The sequence below is a fragment of the Pseudomonas sp. IT-P258 genome (assembly GCF_949767825.1).
Lineage (GTDB): Bacteria > Pseudomonadota > Gammaproteobacteria > Pseudomonadales > Pseudomonadaceae > Aquipseudomonas > Aquipseudomonas monachiensis.
Genome location: NZ_CATKPU010000015.1, coordinates 46,526 through 66,080 on the forward strand (window position 1 = coordinate 46,526; position 19,555 = coordinate 66,080).

Sequence of the window (19,555 nt, forward strand, 5' to 3'; positions counted from 1 at the left end):
AACGCACCAACACTTGGTGACAGGGAGTTGTCCGTTAAATGGAATTTGTTGTGAACCTGTTAGGGCTGGCCCGCATGCGGGCTATCAAGAGAAGGATGTCTTGATGAGCGCGTCGCTGTAAGGACCCTCCGATTGATCATCAATTATCACCTGACTAGTCCTTCTTTTTTGGAGGGATGCGTGTGCCTGTTCCGTGGAACGTAGTGGTGGATGTGAAAGACCTGCAACTTTCATCAATCAAAAACCGCGCTGAAGGTGATACAACCATGTTCAACCTACATCACAAGGCTGACCTGCTGGAAATCGAACGCTTCAGCTGTGCGCTGACTGAGGCCAATGCCAAGTTGGCGGCGATCAGTCGTTCGATGGCGATGATTGAGTTCACCCCGGATGGCACCGTCATCGATGCCAACGAAAACTTTTGCAATGCCATGGGCTACAGCGCCGACGAAGTGCGCGGCAAGCATCACCGGGTCTTTTGCGAGGAGCAGTATTACCGCAGCGACGAGTACACCAGGTTGTGGCGTGACCTGGCGCGGGGCGAGCCGCTGAGCGGGACCTTTTTGCGCTTGCACAAGAGTGGCCGGGAGATCTGGCTCGAAGCCAGCTACATGCCGGTGCTGGGCCCTGACCGGCAGGTGAAAAGTGTGATCAAGGTAGCCACCGACATCACCGCACGGATCAACAAGGAACACGAAAACGAAAGCAGGCTCGCCGCGATCGGTCGTTCAATGGCCGTGATCGAGTTCACGCCCGAAGGCAAGGTCATCAGCGCCAACGAGAACTTCCTGAAAACCATGCAGTACTCGCTCAATGAAGTGGTGGGGCAGCATCACAGCCTGTTCTGCCACCGTGCCGAATCCGAGTCCCAGGGTTACCGGAATTTCTGGGCTTCGCTTAACCGTGGCGAATATCACTCCCACCGTTTCGAACGCAGGAACAAGCAGGGTCAGACGGTATTCCTGGAGGCGTCCTACAACCCGTTGTTCGACGCCAAGGGGCGGTTATACAAAGTGGTCAAGTTCGCCAGCGATATCACCCACCAGATGACCACCCTGCAAACCGCCGCAGAATCGGCCCACAGCACTTCAGTGCAAAACGACGTCTGCGCGCGCAAGGGTTCCGAAGTGGTGCAGCAGACGGTGCAGATCATCCAGGATATTTCCCGGGATTTGAACGAGGCGGCACTGAGTATCGACGCCGTGAGCAAACAGTCCGACATCATCGGCACCATCGTGCAGACCATTCGCGGCATTGCCGATCAGACCAACCTGCTGGCGCTCAACGCGGCAATCGAAGCGGCCCGCGCTGGTGAGCACGGGCGCGGGTTTGCGGTGGTGGCCGATGAAGTGCGCAGCCTCGCGGCGCGCACCAGTCAGGCGACGCTGGAGATTGTCGAGGTGGTGCGCAAGAACCACGATTTGTCGCTCAGCGCGGTGTCGAGCATGCAATCGAGCCTGAGTCGAACCGGGCTCGGCGTTGAATTGGCGAATGAGGCAGGGGAGGTGATTCTGGAAATCCAACAGGGTTCGCGGCATGTGGTGGATGCGATCAGTCAGTTCAATTCGACATTGCAATTGAACTAGTCGCGGCAAATGAAAGAGGGTCCCGGTAGAGGGACCCTTTTTTTATTGTGTGTGGCGGCAACCTGTGGCCATTCAGGGTAAGCCGTTGCAGCAATGCTTCAGGAAACCGGGGTGTTGCGCCAGGCGTTTGAAATACTCATCGACGGCGGGGTAGTCGGGTCGGTCGATCGGCGTCATCAGCCAGCGGTTGACCGACAAACCGATGACAACGTCGGCCAGGGTAAAGCGTGGCCCGGCGACATACGCCTTGGTGGTCGCGAGTTGATGCTCGAGGATGCCCATTTTCTGGTTCCAGCCGCGGATGCCGACTTCCAGGCGATGGGCGTCCTGGAACTCCGGGTCCTTGCGCACCAGCGCCATGAACGCATAGCTCCAGGACGGATTGAGCTCGGTGGCTTGCCAGTCCATCCACTGCTCAACCCGGGCGCGTGCCGCCGGTTCGACGGGCAGCAGATCGTGCTGGTGTTGGTGTTTGCCGGCCAGATAGCGGCAGATGGTATTGGATTCCCACAACACGCCGGCCTCATCGATGATCACCGGCACCTGTGCGTTGGGATTGAAGCGCAGGAACTCGGGGCTGTGGGTGGATGCAAAACCACTGCCCCAGTCCTCGCGTTCGTAGGTTATGCCCAGCTCCTCACAGGTCCACAGCACTTTTCGGACGTTGATGGACGAGGCTTTGCCGAGAATCTTCAATGTATGTTCCATTTGAGCTGCTCCATCGCGAAAGGCGTATATGCAATTGTAGGAGCTGCCGAAGGCTGCGATCTTTTGATCTTGATTTTCAGAGATCGCAGCTTTCGGCAGCTCCTACACTTGGCGAGACGGGAAACTATGTACTCTCGCGCACCTTCAACTCAAACCCCATGTCCTGCACCGGCTTGGCCACGGTGTTGCCGGCCATCAGCGTCAGCATCTGCTCCGCCGCGCGGCGGCCGATGGCTTCGCGTGGGGTGTTGATGCTACTCAGGCGCGGAACCATGTGTTCGGACATGGGCAAGTCGTTGAAGCCGAGGATCGCCACTTGTTCCGGGATCTTGATCCCGCAGCGCATGGCTTCAAGCAGGGCGCCCTGGGCCAGGTCATCGTTGCCGAAGAAGATCGCATCGACATCCGGATGACTGGCCAGCAGTTGCAGGAACAACTCGCCGCCGAGGCCGACGGAGGAGGAGCGGGGCGTCAGCACTTCCAGGTCCGGGTCATACCGACCGGCCTTTTGCAGGGCCTTGCGGAAACCTTCGCCGCGCAGCAAGGTGCGCTGGTCCAGCTGCGCGCCGATGTACGCCAGGCGCTTGCGGCCGCGGGACAGCAAGTGTTCGGCCGCCGTTTCGCCGGCGGCCAGTTGCGAAAAACCAACGCAATTGAGCCCGGCGGCGCTGTCCAGTTCCATCATGTACACGCACGGGATGTTGCTGGCTTCGATCATCCGCCGCGAACTTTCAGTGCGGTCGAAACCCGTCAGCAACAAGCCGCGGGGTTGATAGGCCATGTAGTTGCGCAGCAGGTTTTCTTCTTCATCGCGCGAATAATGGAAGTTGCCGATCAGCACTTCGAAGCCCTTGGGGCGCAAAATCTGATGAATGGCTTCCAGGGTATCGATGAACAGCAAATTGGATAATGAAGGCACCAACACCACCACCGAATGGCTCTGGGCCGAGGCCAGGGCGCGGGCGGCGGGGTTGACCACATAGTTGAGTTCCAGCGCCGCTTTCTGCACCTTTTCCACCAGTTCGGTGGCCACGGTGCTGACGCCACGCAAGGCACGGGAGGCGGTGATCGGGCTGACGCCGGCCAGTCGGGCAACTTCGTTCAGGGTAGGGCGGCCAGTGGTGCGGGTATTTTTATCGTTCTTGGTTGTGTTCATCGACGGCTTGCCAAACAAAATTCAAGGCACTAAGGTAGCGCTGTCTCGATGCAGCTGCAAATGCGTGAGCAAGGGTTCGCCTGATCCTTGCTTTTTGGTGTCGGGACCTAACCTGCTGCAACCCATAAAATGACAAGAAAGGCGTCGGCAACTTCTGCTTTTGGTCTAGTGTCATAACTGGCAAAGGTAGCGCTGTCTGCGCGCTGAGGTGTTACATGAATCATCCCATCACCGCCCTGGTCATCATGGGCGTTGCCGGTTGCGGCAAGACGTGCGTCAGCGAGGCCCTGTGCCATTTGAGCGGCGCCACTGCCATTGAAGGCGACTCTTTTCACCCTGCCGCCAATATCGAAAAGATGAGCGCGGGTATTCCCCTGAACGATGAAGACCGTGCCGGCTGGCTCGACAGCCTGTGCGATGAACTGCGCCGTGTCGACGCCAAGGGCCAGCGCCCGGTGCTGACCTGTTCGGCGCTCAAGCATATCTATCGCGAACGTCTGCGCAGTGCCTTGCCGGGCCTGGGCTTCGTGTTCCTTGAGTTGACTCCCGAAGTCGCCGCCGACCGTGTCTCCCATCGGCCAGGCCACTTCATGCCGTCGACCCTGATCGACAGCCAGTTCGCCACCCTCGAATCGCCCGTCGGCGAGCCATTGACCCTGGCGCTGGATGCTTCGACCCATAGCGTCGAGCAACTGGCGGCGCAGGCTCATGCCTGGTGGCAGGCGAACGGCCTGAAGCAGGCGGTATGACTGTGTTTGCAAAGACAGCGCTGTCCTCACGACTTCTGATCAACCCGCTTTAATAACAACAACAACCAGGAGACACCCCTAATGTTTGGCATGTCCCACGAGACGTTCCTGCTGCTCGATGCAGTGGTCACGGTGATCGGGCTTATCGTCCTGATCACCAAGTTCAAGTTGCACCCATTCCTCGCACTGATCATCGCCGCAGCCTTCCTCGGGCTGACCTCCGGCATGCCGATCGGCACGATCATCAAGGCGTTCCAGGACGGCTTCGGTGGCGTGCTTGGTTTTGTCGGCATCATCCTCGCGCTGGGCACGATGCTCGGCAAAATGATGGCCGAATCAGGCGGTGCGGATCAGATTGCGCAGACATTGATCCGCGCCTTCGGCAAGGACAAGGTGCAGTGGGCGATGATGTTCGCCGCGTTCCTGGTCGGCATTCCGCTGTTCTTCGAAATCGGCTTCGTGTTGCTGATTCCGCTGGTGTTCATCGTGGCCCGCCGCACCGGCGTGTCGATCATCAAGATCGGTATCCCGCTGCTGGCTGGTCTGTCCGCAGTGCACGGCCTGGTGCCACCGCACCCGGGCCCGTTGCTGGCCATCGGCGTGTTCGGTGCCGACATCGGCAAGACCATTCTGTACGGCCTGATCGTTGCGCTGCCAACCGCCATCATTGCCGGCCCGATCTTCGGTACGTTCATTGCCAAGCACATTCCCGGTCATCCGAACCAGGAGCTGGTGGATCAACTGGCGCGCGAAACCGATTCGGCTGAACTGCCGAGCTTCGGCATCACGCTGGTGACCGTGCTGCTGCCGGTGTTCCTGATGTTGCTCAAGACGTTTGCCGACGTGGTGCTGCCCGATGGCAACATCTTCCGCGCTTTCATGGACCTGATCGGTCACCCGATTTCGGCATTGCTGCTGGCATTGCTGCTGTCGCTGTATACCTTCGGCTACAAGCAGGGCATCGGTTCCAGCCAAATGATGAAATGGCTGGATGCGAGCCTCGCGCCGACCGCCGCGATCATCCTGATCATCGGTGCCGGTGGCGGCTTCAAGCAGATGCTGGTGACCAGCGGCGTGGGTGACGTGATCGGCCACATGGCGGTGAACGCACAGATCTCGCCGATCCTGCTGGCCTGGCTGGTGGCGGCGGTGATCCGTATCGCCACCGGTTCGGCGACCGTGGCGACCATCACTGGCGCCGGCATCGTGGTGCCGGTGGTGGGGATGATCCCGGGTGTGAACCGTGAACTGCTGGTGCTGGCCACCGGTGCAGGCTCCCTGATCCTGTCCCACGTCAATGACGCCGGTTTCTGGCTGGTCAAGCAGTACTTCAACATGACCGTGGCCGAAACCTTCAAGACCTGGACCGCGATGGAAACCATCCTCTCCGTGGTTGGCCTGGGCTTTATCCTGTTGTTGTCGCTGTTCGTCTAAGCGAATCGACAGACACAAAAAAACCGCAGCGATGCGGTTTTTTTGTGGGTGACCTGTAGGAGCTGCCGAGTGTAACGAGGCTGCGATCTTTTGACTCTACACGGCAAGATCAAAAGATCGCAGCCTGCGGCAGCTCCTACAGGTCATCGTGTTACTTAGTGACTAGGCCATCCGCTCTGAACATCCCGCGAATCCCGCGTACGGCCTGACGAATCCGGTCCTGGTTTTCGATCAGCGCAAAGCGCACGTGATCATCGCCATACTCACCAAACCCGACGCCCGGCGAGACACACACCTTGGCTTCGGCCAGCAGTTTCTTGGCGAATTCCAGTGAGCCCAGGTGCGCATACGCCTCGGGAATCTTGGCCCAGACGTACATCGAGGCTTTCGGGTTTTCCACCATCCAGCCCAGTTCATGCAGGCCCTTGACCAGCACGTTGCGCCGCTGCCGATACTGCTCGGCGATGTCGCGCACGCATTGCTGATCGCCTTCAAGCGCAGCGATGGCCGCCACTTGCAGCGGGGTGAAGGTGCCGTAGTCGTGGTAGCTCTTGATCCGCGCCAGGGCGTTGACCAGTTCCGGGTTGCCGACCATGAAGCCAATGCGCCAGCCGGCCATGTTGTAGCTCTTGGACAGGGTGAAAAACTCCACCGCAATGTCCTTGGCACCGGGTACCTGCATGATCGACGGGGCTTTCCAGCCGTCATAGACGATGTCGGCGTAGGCCAGGTCGTGCACCACCAGTACGTCGTACTGCTTGGCGAGGGCGATCACCCGCTCGAAGAAATCCAGCTCCACGCACTGGGCGGTAGGGTTGGACGGGAAGCCGAGGATCATCATCTTCGGCTTGGGGATCGAACCGCGAATGGCCCGCTCCAGTTCAGCGAAGAAATCCACGCCCGGCACCAGCGGCACCGACCGCACCTGGGCGCCGGCAATCACGGCACCGTAGATGTGAATCGGGTAGCTCGGGTTCGGCACCAGCACGGTGTCGCCCTGGTCGAGGGTAGCCAGCATCAGGTGCGCCAGGCCTTCCTTGGAACCGATAGTGACAATGGCTTCGCTTTCCGGGTCGATGTCGACCTCGTAACGGTCCTTGTACCAGTTGGAAATCGCCCGGCGCAGGCGCGGAATGCCCTTGGAGGTGGAGTAACCGTGGGTGTCTTCGCGCTGGGCGACCTGCACAAGTTTTTCGACGATGTGCGGCGGCGTGGCGCCGTCGGGGTTGCCCATGCTCAAGTCGATGATGTCTTCGCCACGACGACGGGCGGCCATCTTCAGCTCGGCGGTGATGTTGAAAACGTAAGGGGGGAGTCGATCTATGCGCGCAAAGCGGCGCGGCGAACCTTGTTCGGCCATTGTTGCCTCGGATAACGTAAGCGCCCGGAACCGTCCGAGCGACGTAGGTCAGTGGTGACCTGTGGCGGAATGTACGGGCAGCTGTGGCAGACTGTCCAGCCTGTATGTAAACAAATTTGTCCGAAGGATAGGGTTGATGGAATTTACCAGCGGCTTCTTGCTGAGCCTTTCGCTGTGCCTGGATATCGGCGTGGCCAACATCGCAATGATCACCCTGGCCATGCAGCGCGGCTATTTCCAGGGCTTTGCCCTGGGGTTGGGGACCTGTGTCGGCGACCTGATCTACGCAGTACTGGCACTGGCCGGCATGACCGTGTTGCTGCAATACGAAACCGTGCGCTGGGTGTTGTGGATCGGTGGCTCGGCGCTGCTGGTGTACTTCGCGGCCAAGATGATCTATTCGGCGATTCACCACGAAGCGCTGCTGGCCGAGACGGCAGAGGTCGGGAACAACTCCCACCGCAAGGAATTTTTCCGCGGCATTTTCCTGGCCATGTCCTCACCCAGCGCGATCCTCTGGTTCGCGGCAGTTGGCGGTACCCTGATCGCCCGTTCCGGTGGCGGTGGCCCGCTCAGCTCGGCACTGTTTCTCGGCGGTTTCCTCTGTGCCGGGCTGCTCTGGTCGGCCGGCTTGTGCTTTGCCGCGAGCCATGGCGGCAAGTTGCTGGGGGACAAGTTGCTGCGTTATTCCTACATGGCATCGGCGGCGATCTTCTGTTATTTCGCGGTCTACGTGATCCTATCGGGTTACAACGAGTTTGTTGGCGCCGCTGCCGTCGAGCAATTGCACGCACTGTAATTGGGCGAATCGGGTTTGGCTTCTATACTCCCAGCCGAACCCATTTTTATGCGTCAGGAGTCGAGCCATGGATGAGCAAACACGCGTCGAAGTGACGGAACCACGCGTTGAACACGGACACTTCCTGCTGATCGCAGGGCTTGGCGGACGGTTTACCCAAGAGACCACTAAAGACATTCCCGATCTCTGGGAAAAGCTCGAGCCCCACATTGGGAACATTCCGGGCCAAAAAGGCGAAGTGACCTACGGCGTCTGCTGCAATTTCGACGGCAAGGGCGGCTTCGATTACGTCGCCGGAGTCGAGATCAGCAAGCTCGACGACTTGCCGGAAACCTACCGCTGGGTAGAAGTTCAGCCACAACAGTACGTGGTATTTGAACACAAGGGATCGCTGGACACCCTGCCGCAAACCTTCCAGTACATCCATGGCACTTGGCTGCCGCAGTCCGGCCACGAGCTATTGGCGGCCCCGGAGTTCGAGCGCTACAGCGAAGACTTCAACCCCAAGCTCAACACCGGCAAGCTGGAAATCTGGCTGCCGATCAAGGCATGACACCTGCACGAGAGGCGGATCGGCCGATTCGTCTCTCGATGTCCCACAGCGGCTGATTTATCATCCCCAGCCTTTCCCATGCTGATTCCGAGCTGCCATGAACACCGTCATCCGCAACGTCACTCCCGCCGATCTGGACCGCTGCTTTGCCATCGAAACCCTTGCCTATGAAGGTGACGAGGCCGCGACCCGCGAGAAGATCGCCACCCGCATCGCGACCTGGCCCGAGGGCTTTATCGTTGCGGAAGTGGACGGGGTAGTCGCCGGATTCATCAATTCCGGTGCGGCGTTCCAGGTGGAAATGTCGGACGAAGCGTTCAAGGAACTGATCGGTCACGACCCGGCCGGACCGCACGTGGTGATCATGTCGGTGGTAGTGCGCCCGGATTATCAGGGGCGAGGCTTGGCCAAGCGACTGATGGGCGAGTTCATCGAGCGCATGCGTGGGATGGGCAAGGTCACCATCAACCTGATGTGCAAGGAGCGGCACATTCCGTTGTATGCCGGTTTCGGCTTTGCCTATATCAAGCCTTCGGCGTCCGACCATGGCGGCATGGCGTGGCATGAGATGGTGCTGACGTTGTAAGCCACATTGTAGATCCCCTGTGGGAGCGGGCTTGCTCGCGAAGAGGCCGGTACATTCGACATCTCTATTGACTGACACACCGCTTTCGCGAGCAAGCCCGCTCCCACAGGGTCGGTGTTGTGTCAGCAATATCAGTAGTGACTATCGAGCCGTCAAAACACCAACCCCATCCGCCGCTCATAGCCGATCCGGCCCTTGTACGCCTCGCCGCTGTCGACAAAGCCAAACCTGGCATACAGAGCGATGGCGGCTTCGTTATCGGCATCCACCGACAACTCTAGCCCCCTGATTTCCGGCCAGGCCAGGCGCGCAGCCTCGGGCAGCGCCTGCAGGCAGGCCTTGCCGTAGCCCTTGCCCTGGGCGCGTTGATCGACTTGCAGCGCATGCAGGGTGGCACTGTGTTCATCGGCCCAGGCCGGCAACACCGGCGGGCGCTTGAGCAGCAGGAACGCGATGGGCACATCCTCGGCCAGCAGGGCGAAGCCCTTGACGCCAGGCCCGGGCCTGGACAGCAGCGTGTGCAAGGCGCCGTGGATGTCACCCGAGAACTTGATTTGCTCCGGATGCACTTCGATGGCCTCGACCTGTTGGCGCTGCAGCGTGTTCAGGCTTTCATAAGGCACGAGTCGGGCTGTCACTGGCGTGTCCTGTTTCCAACTGAAAATGAGTCTCGGATTCTAGCGAGTCTGGCGTTATGGATTATTTTTATTTCTTCTGTCGATTCGCCGGATCGCCAGACGACTAAGGGTGTCTTCCAATAAAAACCACGGAGAACCACCATGAACTCGCAAACCCAGATCCAGAACCTGATCGAAACCTATCGTCAGGCCGTAATGGCCAAGGACGTGGATAAAGTCATGACCCTGTATGCCGACGACATCGTCTCCTTCGACGCGGTCAAGGCCCTGCAATTCAAGGGCAAGGAGGCGTACCGCGCGCATTGGGAGGACTGCATGAAAATGTGCCCCGGCCCGCATATTTTCGAGTTCCAGGACATCCGTATCGAGGCATCCCAGGAGATCGCCTTCGCCCATTGGCTGGCCCATTGCGGCGGCACCAACGACAAGGGCGAGACCCAGTCCTGCTGGATGCGCGGCAGTGCGTGCTATCGCCAGGAAGACGGGTTGTGGCAGATCGTCCATGAGCACTGGTCGGCGCCGTTCGACATGATGAGCGGCACCGTCCTGTTCGACCTGAAACCCTGATCGATGTTATTTGTCGGGGCGCCGCGCCAAATGGCCGATCCACGGCCATAGTTGATCCGTTCGAGTCAGGAGACGTTCATGAAGTATTTATGCCTGGTCTACAGCGATGAGCGCCTGCTGCATTCGCTGCCGGAAAGCCCGAAGGACGAGGAGTGCATGGCCTATGCCGAGTCGATCCAGGGTAGCGGCCGGATGGTCGCCGCCGAGGCGCTGGAATCGGTGCAGACCGCCACCACCGTGCGCATGCGCAACGGCAAGATGTCGATCACCGATGGGCCATTCGCTGAAACCAAGGAGCAGTTGGCCGGTTTTTATCTGATCGATGCCAAGGACCTCAACGAAGCCATCCAGGTCGCCGGGAACATTCCGGCGGCCCGGGTCGGCAGTGTCGAAGTGCGCCCCGTTCGGCAGTTGAATCCTTAAGATGCCGGGGCTGCCGGTTCAGGCGCAGGTCGAGCGGGTCTATCGCGAAGACTCGCGGCGCATTCTTGCGACCCTGATTCGCTTGCTGGGGGATTTCGACCTCGCCGAAGAGGCCTTGCACGAGGCGTTTTTCATCGCGGTCGAACGTTGGCAGCGTGACGGCGTGCCGGACAATCCGCGGGCCTGGCTGGTGTCCACCGGGCGCTTCAAGGCCATTGATGCCCTGCGCCGGCGCGCGCGTTTTGCTGCGTCGCAGCCTTTGCTGATCGCGCAACTGGAGGCGCTGGAACAGGCCGACTGGAGTGATGAAGACGTGGAAGACGATCGCCTGCGGCTGATCTTCACTTGCTGCCACCCGGCCCTGGCGGCCGACGCACAAGTGCCACTGACGCTGCGGGAGGTCTGCGACCTGACCACGGAGGAAATCGCCCGGGCCTTTCTCTCGGCCCCGGCCACCATCGCCCAGCGCATCGTGCGCGCCAAGGCGAAGATCCGCGACGCGAAAATCCCTTATCAAGTGCCGACACTCGCTGAGCTGCCCGAGCGCCTGGACAGCGTATTGCGGGTGATTTACCTGGTGTTCAACGAGGGATACTCGGCGTCCATCGGGGCCGAACTGATCCGCGAGGATTTGACCCGCGAAGCGATCCGTCTCGGCCGGTTGCTGGTGGAGCTGCTGCCGGAGCCTGAGGTGATGGGCTTGCTGGCGTTGATGTTGCTGCACGAGTCGCGCCGCCCGGCCAGGACCTCGGTCAGCGGCGAGCTGATTGTGCTGGACGAACAGGACCGTTCGCTGTGGGACGCCGGGTTGATCAGTGAAGGCTGCACGCTGGTCGAACAGGCGCTGACCATGGGGCGATTCGGACCCTATTGCCTGCAAGCGGCGATCGCGGCGGTACACGCCGAAGCCCCGACGGCGGGGGAAACCGATTGGCCGCAGATTGTCGGTCTGTATGACGTCTTGCTGCGAGCGGTGCCGTCGCCGGTGATCGAGTTGAATCGTGCCGCGGCGATATCGCAACGCGATGGTCCACTGGCGGGGCTGACCTTGGTCGACGCCATCCTGGAGCGGGGAGAACTGCTCGACTACCATCTGGCGCATTCGGCGCGGGCGCAGTTCTGTCGGCAATTGGGCCGCAAGCAAGAGGCGCGGGCTGCGTGGGAGCGGGCGCTGGCGTTGACCCGACAAGAGCCGGAGCGGCGGTTTATCGAAGAGCGGCTCAAGGCACTGGATTGATGTGTCCTTGCTGGCCTCTTCGCGATCCGACTTGCTCGCGAATGGCCGCGCCGCTATTCCAGCATCTTGCCCAACAACCAGCTACCCGCCGGCCCCGGCGGATTCAGCCGCGACCACAACGCATCCACCGACACCATTTTCGGCCAGCCGCGCACCACCAGTTCCCGCAGCGTGTCGGGCCCGAACCGCTCGACCAGCCAGCGGGGCAGCGGCGCCCAGCCGAATCCGCCCTGGGCCATTTCCAGCAGCATCAGATAACTCGGCGCCGACCAGACGCGGCCCTTCGCCCGACTTTCATAGGGATTGATGATGGTGGCCAGACGCAGTTCGCGGTGTAGCTGCAGTACGTCCCGGTCGACGTAGTCCAGCGTCGCCAACGGATGAGTCGGGGACACGAACAAGGCGATTTCCGTGCGCTCGTCCACCGTTGAACTGACCAGGTCCGGCGGGTAGCTGTCCTGCATTTCGGCGAAGGCAATTTGCGCCCGACCGCTTTGCACCAGGGACATCAGGTCATCGCATTCGGCAATCAGGCATTCGAGTTCCAGGTCCGGGTAACGCTGCTCGAAGGCACTGAGCGCGGCTTCGAAGCGGTCCGACTGATAGGTATCGGACAGCGCCACCGTCAGCTTCGCTTCCACCCCTTGGGACAGTTGGCTGGCGGCTATTTCCAGGCGACTGGTGGCGGCCAGGATCTCTTCGGCCCGTTGCAGCATGACGTGCCCGGCCGGGGTCAGCCCGGGCTTGCGGCTGCTGCGGTCGAACAGGGTCAGGTTCAGGTCGATTTCCAGGCTGGCCACCGCCGCGCTGATGGTCGATTGACTGCGGCCCAATTTACGCGCCGCGGCGGAAAACGAGCCTTGGGTCGCGGCTTCGACAAACGCCAGCAACACTTCGTGAGAGGCCATGAACTATCGCCCTGATCGATGGTTATTGGTTATGAAGTATCGGCTGGAAGACGGATCATGGCAATCATCGTCACCCAAGGGAGTTCGGCCATGAGCGCCAACAAATCCATTACTGAACGTATTTTCCAGGCCATCGGCTTCGAACTGCTGGCCATCCTGATCTGTACCCCGTTGCTGGCCTGGATCATGGACAAACCGATGTTGGACATGGGCGCTGTGACCATCGCCATGGCTGCCCTGGCCCTGGCCTGGAACGTGGTGTTCAACGGTATGTTCGACCGGATGCTCAAGCGCTTTTCCATCGTCCACAACGCCTGGGTCCGTGTGGTGCATGCGCTGTTGTTCGAAGGCGGTCTGGTCGCCCTCGGCGTGCCGCTGATCGCCTGGTGGCTGAATGTCAGCCTGTGGCAGGCGTTCGTGCTGGATATCGGTGTGTTGCTGTTCTTCCTGCCGTACACCTACGTCTACCACTGGGCGTATGACGTGGTTCGGGAGCGGATGCTGGTGACTCGCGAGGTTTGCTGAGTCGTGTTTTTGCGGCGAGGGGGCGGGTCAGAGGTCTGAGACCTGCCCTTGTGGGAGCGAGCAAGCTCGCTCCCACAGGTATTGCATCAGATTCCAGGTCTTTGGATCAGACGTGGAAGTAACCCACGCACGAATCGAACGGCAGGCGCTTGAGTTCGATCTTGTTCAGGTCGAGCACTTCACGCAGGGCCTTGGTTTCGCCCGGGAAGTTGCGGTAGGCGACTTCGTCGAGCACCACGATCGCGCCTTTGGGCATGTACGGCAGGAAGGTTTCCAGCGCGACTTTGGTCGACTCGTACAGGTCGGTGTCGAGGATCAGCATGGCCACGACCAGGTCCGGACGAGTCTTGACCCACTCCGGTACGGTCTTGACGATGTCGCCCTTGACCAGCTCGCAACGCGGAATGCGGTTGACCGGGCGCAACAGGTCGTTGGCGTCGATCATGTCCTGGATCAGCGACTGGTCGGTGTCGGCGAACATGGTCTCGTTGACGTCGGCCGGGTCTTCTTTCTTGTCGATGCTCTGGAAGCCTTCGAAGGTGTCGAAACCCACGATCGAGCGGTTGATCGCATACGGCTCGAGAATCATCGACAGGTGCATGTAGAGCATCAGCGAGTTGCCCTTGTACACGCCGCACTCAATGATCGCGCCCGGTACTTCGGCGACTTTCTTGAACAGTTCCATACGCGACAATGCGGCGGTCACGCCAATGCGGTTGGCGAAGACGAACGGCGCGTCGGCCACGTATTCGGCATCGACCCGTTTCAGGACGTTGGTACGGGTTTCGTTGTACTGGGCTTCGGCGGGCGTGATGCGACGCTTGGTCATTGCGGGATTCCTCGGAAATTCGAAAAGTCGTGGACGTGGAAGTAGTCTTTGAAACCGGCGCCGACATCCGGGCAGGCGCTGTCGACGTTGATCGCGCCGCGCTGCTGCTTGAGGTCGTCGAGGTGCATCAGGCGAAAGTCCACGCTGAAGCGGGTTTGTTGCGTGTAATTGGGCACGGTGCCGTGCAGGTGCGAACCCGAGAACACCAGCATCTCGGCGGTGTTGCCGGCAATGCGCAGCTCAGAGGCGTTGTTGATCGCTTCAGTGGGTACCGGGTGCTGGCGCGCCTCTTCCTTGACGTTGTCCTTGGCGCGCTGGCGTTGCACGTCGATCCAGTCGGACAGGCTCCACTGCGCCGAGGTGTTTTTCACCGGGACGTCGAAGTAGGCCGGGTTGATCATCATGGTCTGCTCGGGCTGGATCGTGTAGACCGGCATCCAGGTATTGATCTGGCAGTCGACACCGCCGTACCAGGTATCGCGATGGGGCTTGTAGGCGTAGCTGACGCCAGCGTGCAGGTAGTCGTAGTTGGGCACGACACGGATGCGCGGTACGTCGAAAATGAATTCCTGCGCAGCGCCACCGATTTCGTCGGTGAAGCTGCGGATCAGCTCCTTGGCGCGCAGGCTGTTGGTGAACTGACCCTTGAGGCGAGTCACCAGCACCACGAACTCTTCCACCGGCATCAGCGTGTGCAGCGCCTGGTGGTTGGTCTCGCCATCGAAGGCGGCGGTGATGCTTTCCTGGGCAAAGGCACAGAGTTCCTTTGCCGCTTTCAGTTCGGTGTTGAGGAAGATGTCGCCAGCGTAGATCGCACTTCTGAAATCAGTGTGTTTGTGCAACTGATTGATGAATAAGTTCACGGTTCTCACCCAGGAATACTTTGGCTCTCTTAAGAGTCGGCAACACGCGGACAAACTGAAGTGCCAACTTTGAACGAAAGCACAATGCCTTTGCCCGCCGCGGTGCGTTCAATAATCCTGCTGCTTGCGAAACGCCCAGCGCCCGGCGATCACGGTAAAGGTTGCGACCAGTGCCACCAGGATCCAGAAACCCTGCGGGTCGCCGGCCAGGGGAATGCCGCCGACGTTCATGCCGAAGAAACCGGCGATGATATTGATCGGCAGCGCCAGCACTGTCACCACCGTCAGGGTGAACAGCGTGCGGTTGGTCTGTTCGTTGATGTTGGCGGCGATCTCTTCCTGCAACAGCTTGATCCGCTCACCCAGTGCCGTGAGGTCGTTGATGATCAGCGCGAACTCCTCGGTGGATTTGCGCAACTCCTTCACGTCTTCCTTTTGCAGCCATTGCGGCGGCCGGTTGAGCAGGCGCAGCAACGAACCCGGTTCCAGCGCCAGCAACCGTTGCAATCGCACCAGCACCCGTCGATTGGCACCCAGCTCGGCGCGGTTGGTCGACAGCCGTGAGGACAGCAATTCATCTTCGATCTGATCCACGCTCTGACTGGTCTTGCGCACGATCTGGGTCAGCACTTCACCCTGGTCGCGGAGCAAATGCACCAGCAACTCCAGCGGGGAGCGAAAGCACTCCCGGGCCTTTACCGACGAGCGCAATTTGTCCACCGAGTGCAGCGGTTGCAGGCGGGCGCTGATGATCAATTGGCTGCGGGCGCACACCCATAGGGTCGAGACATCCGAGGAGACCATGTTGCTGAGGTTGAACACCACGTCGTTGACCACCGCCAGCAATGCGGAGTCGACATGCTCGATACGTGTCGAGCGAGAGCCTTCGTGCAGCGCTTCGAAAAACTCCTCGGGCAACTCCAGATGGCTTTTCATCCAGCGCTCGCACGCGGCGTGGGCGAGGTTCAGGTGCAGCCAGAGAAATTGCTCGTCGCTTTGCGGCTGTTGCAGGTATTGCAAGGCCTCGGCGGAATTGATTTCCCGACCGGCCTCACCGGGGCGAAAGCTGAAACCGTAAAGCAGGCCGAACAGATCCGTGTCGCGATGGCTTTGATCGATGCTGTGGTTCATGAGGACTCGCAAGGGGAGGCGCCTGTCACGTTTTTACAGGTTCACGTGAGCGGCATCATCGCAAGCGCTGATGACTTTTTTGTGACGCTCAAAAAACGCAAAAGCCGCGCGATGTTCCCATCGCGCGGCTTTTATTTGTTTCGGGATTACTTGTCCTGTTTGTTTTCCAGGACCTTGCCGTTGGAGGCATCGATGTCCACATCCCACTCGACGTTCTTGGCGTCACGCAGTTCGACTTCGTACTCGTAACCGTTGAAGTGGTTGTCCAGCTCGGTCTTGGTAATCGTTGCACCCGGGTGCAGATCCAGCGCGATCTTGTTCAGGTCTTCCAGTGGCTTGATCTTGCCGTCCTTGACCAGTTGCGGGATCTGATCGACCCGCACATCGGCCTGGGCCAGGCCGGCGGTGAGGGTCAGGGTTACAGCGGCAAACAAAGCAGTCAGGGTCTTCATGGGCTTCTTTCCTTGGGTGATCCGTTCAAGTGAGATCAGGTTAGCCTGTGTAACTTAATCCACCCTTAAAACCCCCGGCATGTCTTGCATCAATCCCTGGTGGGAGCGTGGCTTGCCCGCGAAAGCGGAGTGTCAGTCAACGTGGATGTTGAAGCTGATGGCCCTATCGCGAGCAAGCTCGCTCCCACAGGTTTTGCGCAATTGTGGATCAATACCCATTGTTCTGTAGCACCTGCGCCACACTCGCCGCCGCCGGGCGTTTATAGAACTTCAACAACTCACTGGCGCGATTGGTGAAGATGCCGTCGACACCGGCGTCCATGACTTTGCGGTAGTCCACCGCATCGTCGATGGTGTAGGCGTGTACCAGCAGGCCCTGGTCGTGGGTGTATTGGTTCATCCAGGGTTGCACCAGATCCGAGTAGCTCTGGTCGCCACCCTGGGTCAGTGCAGCGGACGGGCCGGTGCCGATGGCGCCCTGGGCCTTGGCGTAGTCGACCCATTGCTGGAATTCGGCCTTGTCCTTCGGTTGCTGTCTGGCGTAGTACGCGGCTTTATCCTGTTCGCCGGACTCGGCAAATGTCACCTTTGACTTGGGCTCGATACTGCCTTCACCGACCCACAACAGCAGGATCTTCGGCACCTTCGGCATCTCCTTTTGCAGCAGTTCGAGGCTGCTCTTCTCGAAGGTCTGCAGGACCACCTTGCCTTTGCCCTGGCCGACCGCCAGCTCGCTTTTTGCCAGTTTCGAAGCGGTCGGGCTCAGCCAGCCACGGTCCTGAAGTTTTTCCTTGAGGTCGTGTTCGATGCCGGGAAACTGCTTGGGTTCCTTGGTCTCGATATACAGGCCGGGCTTGTGCAGGCTGTTGCCCTCGGCGATGTCGATGATTTCATCGAGGGTCAGGATCTTCAGGCCCGCGAAGGCGGGACGTGCGCGATCCGGGTACGCGGCATTGAACCAGCTGCCCGCGTCCAGGGTTTTCAGTTCGGCCATGGTGAACGCATTGGCGGGGCTGTCCTTGCGCTCGGGGAATTTGCTGACGACGTCGGTGGTGCGTTGCAGATTGTTGTCGTGCAGGGCGAACAGCACGCCATCCTTGCTGCGCTGCAGATCCAGCTCCAGGTAGTCGGCGCCCAGGTCGCGGGCAGTCCTGTAGGCGGCGGCGGTGGATTCTGGCGCATCGAACGACGCGCCACGGTGGGCGATCACCGCTGGATGCGGAATGCCCAAGCGGGTCGCCAGTACCGAGGGGCCAGGTTCGCTGGCGGCCTGTGCGTGGCCGAGACCGAGCAACAGGCTCAGTAACAGGGCGCTTTTGGTAAAGGTTGCGGGCATGGTCGAGATCCTTTCGCAATAAGTGAGCGGTCCCTTTTAACAATTCATCTTTGCAGGCGCTATCGCCAGGCCGACATAAACCTGTCTAAAGCTGATTTTCGTCAGCGCTTTTGTGCGCCCGTTTGCAGTACGCTGGGGCCCTGCAATTTCCCCGACAGAGGGAAACGCAGGCCCTGCGTGCAAACCAATGATCACCATTGCGGGGTTTACCATGCGCATCACTTCCCAGCTCATCTGCCAGGCTGCCGACCAACTCAAAGGCTTTGTCGGCCTCAACCGCAAGACCGGGCACTACATCGTGCGCTTCAGCGAAGACTCGTTTGGCATGGACGTGGCGGACGACGGCATCATCCCGACCAGCGAATTCGTCTGGGCCGCGGGGCCTGAGCAAACCATGACGCTCAAACGCGAATTGATCCAGTTGTTGCTGGACCAGAACATCGATGACCGGATCAACATCACCGAGCCGTTGCGGGTGTACATGAGCCGGCGGGAAGTGCCGGAGATTTCGGCGGTTCGCAGTTTGGTTCGGGGGTGAGTTTTTGCGGTGACTGTACTGGCCCCATCGCGAGCAAGCTCGCTCCCACAGTAGATCTTTGTCGCGCACAAATGTTGTGACCGACCGGGATCAAAATGTGGGAGCGAGCTTGCTCGCGATGGCGGCCTGAAGAACTCTAAATCAGTTACTGATTGAATCCGTAAGCCCGCTCTACCCGGCACACCCGCGTATGACACCGCGCATACCAGGTCGAGCGCCCACGCTCGCGAATGGCCGCATGCTCAGGATGATGCTTCCACGCCAGAATCGCCGCTTCACTGGCCCAGTACGACACCGTAATCCCAAGCCCATCCTCGCCCCGCGCCGACTCCACTCCAAGAAACCCCGGCTGTTCACGGACCAGTTCCAGCATCCGTGCAGCCGCATCGGCGTAACCCTGGTCACCCTCGGTACGCAGTGAGGTGAAGATCACCGCGTAATAAGGCGCAGCTGGCGTATCGGCGATCATGACGAGCGCCCCGCACAGGCTTCGACAAAGGTGCCAACCAACGGCGGCAAGATGCCCTTGAGCGCTGCCCGCTCGGGCTGGAACAAGGTCGCGACAAAGAATGGATGATCACCGAGTTCGACCGCCCGCAGTCCGTGTTCAGAATCGTGGCCGACGGCGTGAAGTTCGCGCTTGAGCAACTCCTCTTCGAACTGCGGATTCATCCCATAACGACAGCGATAGCCTTCACGAATCTCGGCGTTTTCGTACGCCTGGGCAATCAACGAGCCTTCCTGTAAATGAATGGTATCGACGGCCTCCACCAGTGAGCACGCCAGCGGTGTCAGCAGCGCTCGCGCGGCATCGGGATTTGTCTCGGCGTGTTCGGCATCCGACCAGCCCAGTACATTGCGTGCATATTCCAGCACCGCGTGTTGAAAACCACCGCAGGTGCCGAGGAAAGGTCGCCGTTGTACGCGGGCAAAGCGGATCGCTTTTAATGCGCCGTCCGTGCTGCGGTAAGGGCTGGCCGGTACACACCAGAAACCGTCGAATCTGTGCAACGGTGTCTCGGCGCTGATTTCATCGGTGGCCAGCCAATGCCATTGCACGTTCAGGCCGCTGTGTTCAGCGGCCTTTTCCAGAGCTACAGGAATGGCCTGGTGGGCGGTGACTTGCGGGTCGTAGTCGCCGATCAGGGCGATGCGAATCGGGCGGGTTTCCATGTGG

General features: G+C 60.0%; 22 protein-coding genes and 2 pseudogenes. 12 read left to right on the forward strand and 12 right to left on the reverse strand.

What is annotated here, in order from left to right:
* Positions 1-266: 266 nt before the first annotated feature.
* A pseudogene (locus ACM6G4_RS04950) lies at positions 267-1,037 on the forward strand (PAS domain-containing protein); the annotation flags it as partial.
* A 132-nt stretch (positions 1,038-1,169) separates the two neighbouring features.
* Positions 1,170-1,586 (forward strand): annotated as a pseudogene (locus tag ACM6G4_RS04955) (methyl-accepting chemotaxis protein); the annotation flags it as partial.
* Between the two features lie 72 nt (positions 1,587-1,658).
* Here the strand turns inward: ACM6G4_RS04955 and ACM6G4_RS04960 are convergent.
* Positions 1,659-2,294, reverse strand: coding sequence for a glutathione S-transferase family protein (locus tag ACM6G4_RS04960; RefSeq protein WP_409078369.1), 636 nt, complete (start codon positions 2,292-2,294; stop codon positions 1,659-1,661).
* Between the two features lie 124 nt (positions 2,295-2,418).
* Entirely contained in the window at positions 2,419-3,450 is a 1,032-nt protein-coding gene (locus ACM6G4_RS04965; protein WP_414913168.1) for a LacI family DNA-binding transcriptional regulator, read from the reverse strand.
* A gap of 215 nt (positions 3,451-3,665) precedes the next feature.
* Between ACM6G4_RS04965 and ACM6G4_RS04970 the strand changes: the two genes are divergently transcribed.
* A complete protein-coding gene (locus ACM6G4_RS04970) occupies positions 3,666-4,199 on the forward strand; it encodes a gluconokinase (RefSeq protein WP_414913169.1) in 534 nt (177 codons plus the stop codon).
* An 81-nt stretch (positions 4,200-4,280) separates the two neighbouring features.
* On the forward strand, positions 4,281-5,633 hold the full coding sequence (locus ACM6G4_RS04975) for a GntP family permease (RefSeq protein WP_007974485.1): 1,353 nt from the start codon (positions 4,281-4,283) through the stop codon (positions 5,631-5,633).
* Between the two features lie 151 nt (positions 5,634-5,784).
* Here ACM6G4_RS04975 and alaC read toward each other — a convergent pair whose 3' ends face one another.
* Positions 5,785-6,993, reverse strand: coding sequence for an alanine transaminase (alaC, locus tag ACM6G4_RS04980; protein WP_056725916.1), 1,209 nt, complete (start codon positions 6,991-6,993; stop codon positions 5,785-5,787).
* Positions 6,994-7,129: 136 nt separating this feature from the next.
* Here alaC and ACM6G4_RS04985 point away from each other — a divergent pair, with 136 nt between their 5' ends.
* The 3 genes from ACM6G4_RS04985 to ACM6G4_RS04995 all read left to right on the forward strand — a co-directional run bounded on the left by ACM6G4_RS04985 (position 7,130) and on the right by ACM6G4_RS04995 (position 8,931).
* Positions 7,130-7,792: a LysE family translocator gene (locus ACM6G4_RS04985; RefSeq protein ID WP_056725914.1), complete on the forward strand. Its 663-nt coding sequence runs from the start codon at positions 7,130-7,132 to the stop codon at positions 7,790-7,792.
* A gap of 67 nt (positions 7,793-7,859) precedes the next feature.
* Positions 7,860-8,345 carry a GyrI-like domain-containing protein gene (locus ACM6G4_RS04990; protein ID WP_414913170.1) on the forward strand — a complete coding sequence of 162 codons (486 nt, stop codon included), beginning with the start codon at positions 7,860-7,862 and terminating at the stop codon, positions 8,343-8,345.
* A gap of 97 nt (positions 8,346-8,442) precedes the next feature.
* Entirely contained in the window at positions 8,443-8,931 is a 489-nt protein-coding gene (locus ACM6G4_RS04995; RefSeq protein ID WP_414913171.1) for a GNAT family N-acetyltransferase, read from the forward strand.
* A 152-nt stretch (positions 8,932-9,083) separates the two neighbouring features.
* Here ACM6G4_RS04995 and ACM6G4_RS05000 read toward each other — a convergent pair whose 3' ends face one another.
* On the reverse strand, positions 9,084-9,569 hold the full coding sequence (locus ACM6G4_RS05000) for a GNAT family N-acetyltransferase (protein WP_414913172.1): 486 nt from the start codon (positions 9,567-9,569) through the stop codon (positions 9,084-9,086).
* A 141-nt stretch (positions 9,570-9,710) separates the two neighbouring features.
* Between ACM6G4_RS05000 and ACM6G4_RS05005 the strand changes: the two genes are divergently transcribed.
* The 3 genes from ACM6G4_RS05005 (at position 9,711) to ACM6G4_RS05015 (ending at position 11,796) form a co-directional block, all read left to right on the forward strand.
* On the forward strand, positions 9,711-10,136 hold the full coding sequence (locus ACM6G4_RS05005; protein ID WP_056725906.1) for a YybH family protein: 426 nt from the start codon (positions 9,711-9,713) through the stop codon (positions 10,134-10,136).
* Between the two features lie 78 nt (positions 10,137-10,214).
* Positions 10,215-10,559: a YciI family protein gene (locus ACM6G4_RS05010; protein WP_057713581.1), complete on the forward strand. Its 345-nt coding sequence runs from the start codon at positions 10,215-10,217 to the stop codon at positions 10,557-10,559.
* Position 10,560: 1 nt separating this feature from the next.
* Positions 10,561-11,796, forward strand: a complete 1,236-nt coding sequence (locus ACM6G4_RS05015; protein ID WP_056725902.1) for an RNA polymerase sigma factor — start codon at positions 10,561-10,563, stop codon at positions 11,794-11,796.
* Between the two features lie 53 nt (positions 11,797-11,849).
* On the opposite strand, the gene ACM6G4_RS05020 is transcribed toward ACM6G4_RS05015, so the two are convergent.
* Positions 11,850-12,704 (reverse strand): LysR family transcriptional regulator, encoded by an 855-nt coding sequence (locus ACM6G4_RS05020; protein WP_056725899.1) that lies wholly within the window; start codon positions 12,702-12,704, stop codon positions 11,850-11,852.
* A gap of 90 nt (positions 12,705-12,794) precedes the next feature.
* On the opposite strand from ACM6G4_RS05020, the gene ACM6G4_RS05025 reads away from it, so the two are divergent.
* On the forward strand, positions 12,795-13,229 hold the full coding sequence (locus tag ACM6G4_RS05025) for a multidrug/biocide efflux PACE transporter (RefSeq protein ID WP_056726323.1): 435 nt from the start codon (positions 12,795-12,797) through the stop codon (positions 13,227-13,229).
* A gap of 106 nt (positions 13,230-13,335) precedes the next feature.
* Here ACM6G4_RS05025 and ACM6G4_RS05030 read toward each other — a convergent pair whose 3' ends face one another.
* The 5 genes from ACM6G4_RS05030 to ACM6G4_RS05050 all read right to left on the reverse strand — a co-directional run bounded on the left by ACM6G4_RS05030 (position 13,336) and on the right by ACM6G4_RS05050 (position 17,840).
* Positions 13,336-14,058 carry a TylF/MycF/NovP-related O-methyltransferase gene (locus tag ACM6G4_RS05030; protein ID WP_056725897.1) on the reverse strand — a complete coding sequence of 241 codons (723 nt, stop codon included), beginning with the start codon at positions 14,056-14,058 and terminating at the stop codon, positions 13,336-13,338.
* Positions 14,055-14,921, reverse strand: a complete 867-nt coding sequence (locus tag ACM6G4_RS05035) for a hypothetical protein (RefSeq protein WP_056725895.1) — start codon at positions 14,919-14,921, stop codon at positions 14,055-14,057. The genes ACM6G4_RS05030 and ACM6G4_RS05035 overlap by 4 nt, the downstream gene beginning before the upstream one ends.
* A gap of 108 nt (positions 14,922-15,029) precedes the next feature.
* Positions 15,030-16,052 (reverse strand): transporter, encoded by a 1,023-nt coding sequence (locus tag ACM6G4_RS05040; RefSeq protein ID WP_056725893.1) that lies wholly within the window; start codon positions 16,050-16,052, stop codon positions 15,030-15,032.
* A 146-nt stretch (positions 16,053-16,198) separates the two neighbouring features.
* The gene (locus tag ACM6G4_RS05045; protein ID WP_414913173.1) at positions 16,199-16,504 is read right to left on the reverse strand and encodes a PepSY domain-containing protein; all 306 of its coding nucleotides are present in this window, start codon (positions 16,502-16,504) and stop codon (positions 16,199-16,201) included.
* Positions 16,505-16,712: 208 nt separating this feature from the next.
* Complete coding sequence (locus tag ACM6G4_RS05050) at positions 16,713-17,840, reverse strand: glycerophosphodiester phosphodiesterase (protein ID WP_414913174.1); 1,128 nt, start codon at positions 17,838-17,840, stop codon at positions 16,713-16,715.
* Between the two features lie 211 nt (positions 17,841-18,051).
* Between ACM6G4_RS05050 and ACM6G4_RS05055 the strand changes: the two genes are divergently transcribed.
* A complete protein-coding gene (locus tag ACM6G4_RS05055; protein ID WP_223541263.1) occupies positions 18,052-18,378 on the forward strand; it encodes a DUF2025 family protein in 327 nt (108 codons plus the stop codon).
* A gap of 145 nt (positions 18,379-18,523) precedes the next feature.
* Here the strand turns inward: ACM6G4_RS05055 and ACM6G4_RS05060 are convergent, their stop codons facing one another.
* Entirely contained in the window at positions 18,524-18,847 is a 324-nt protein-coding gene (locus tag ACM6G4_RS05060; protein WP_414913175.1) for an antibiotic biosynthesis monooxygenase family protein, read from the reverse strand.
* Positions 18,844-19,551, reverse strand: coding sequence for a CTP synthase (locus ACM6G4_RS05065; protein ID WP_414913176.1), 708 nt, complete (start codon positions 19,549-19,551; stop codon positions 18,844-18,846). Before ACM6G4_RS05065 ends, ACM6G4_RS05060 begins: the two co-directional genes overlap by 4 nt.
* Between the last annotated feature and the right edge of the window lie 4 nt (positions 19,552-19,555).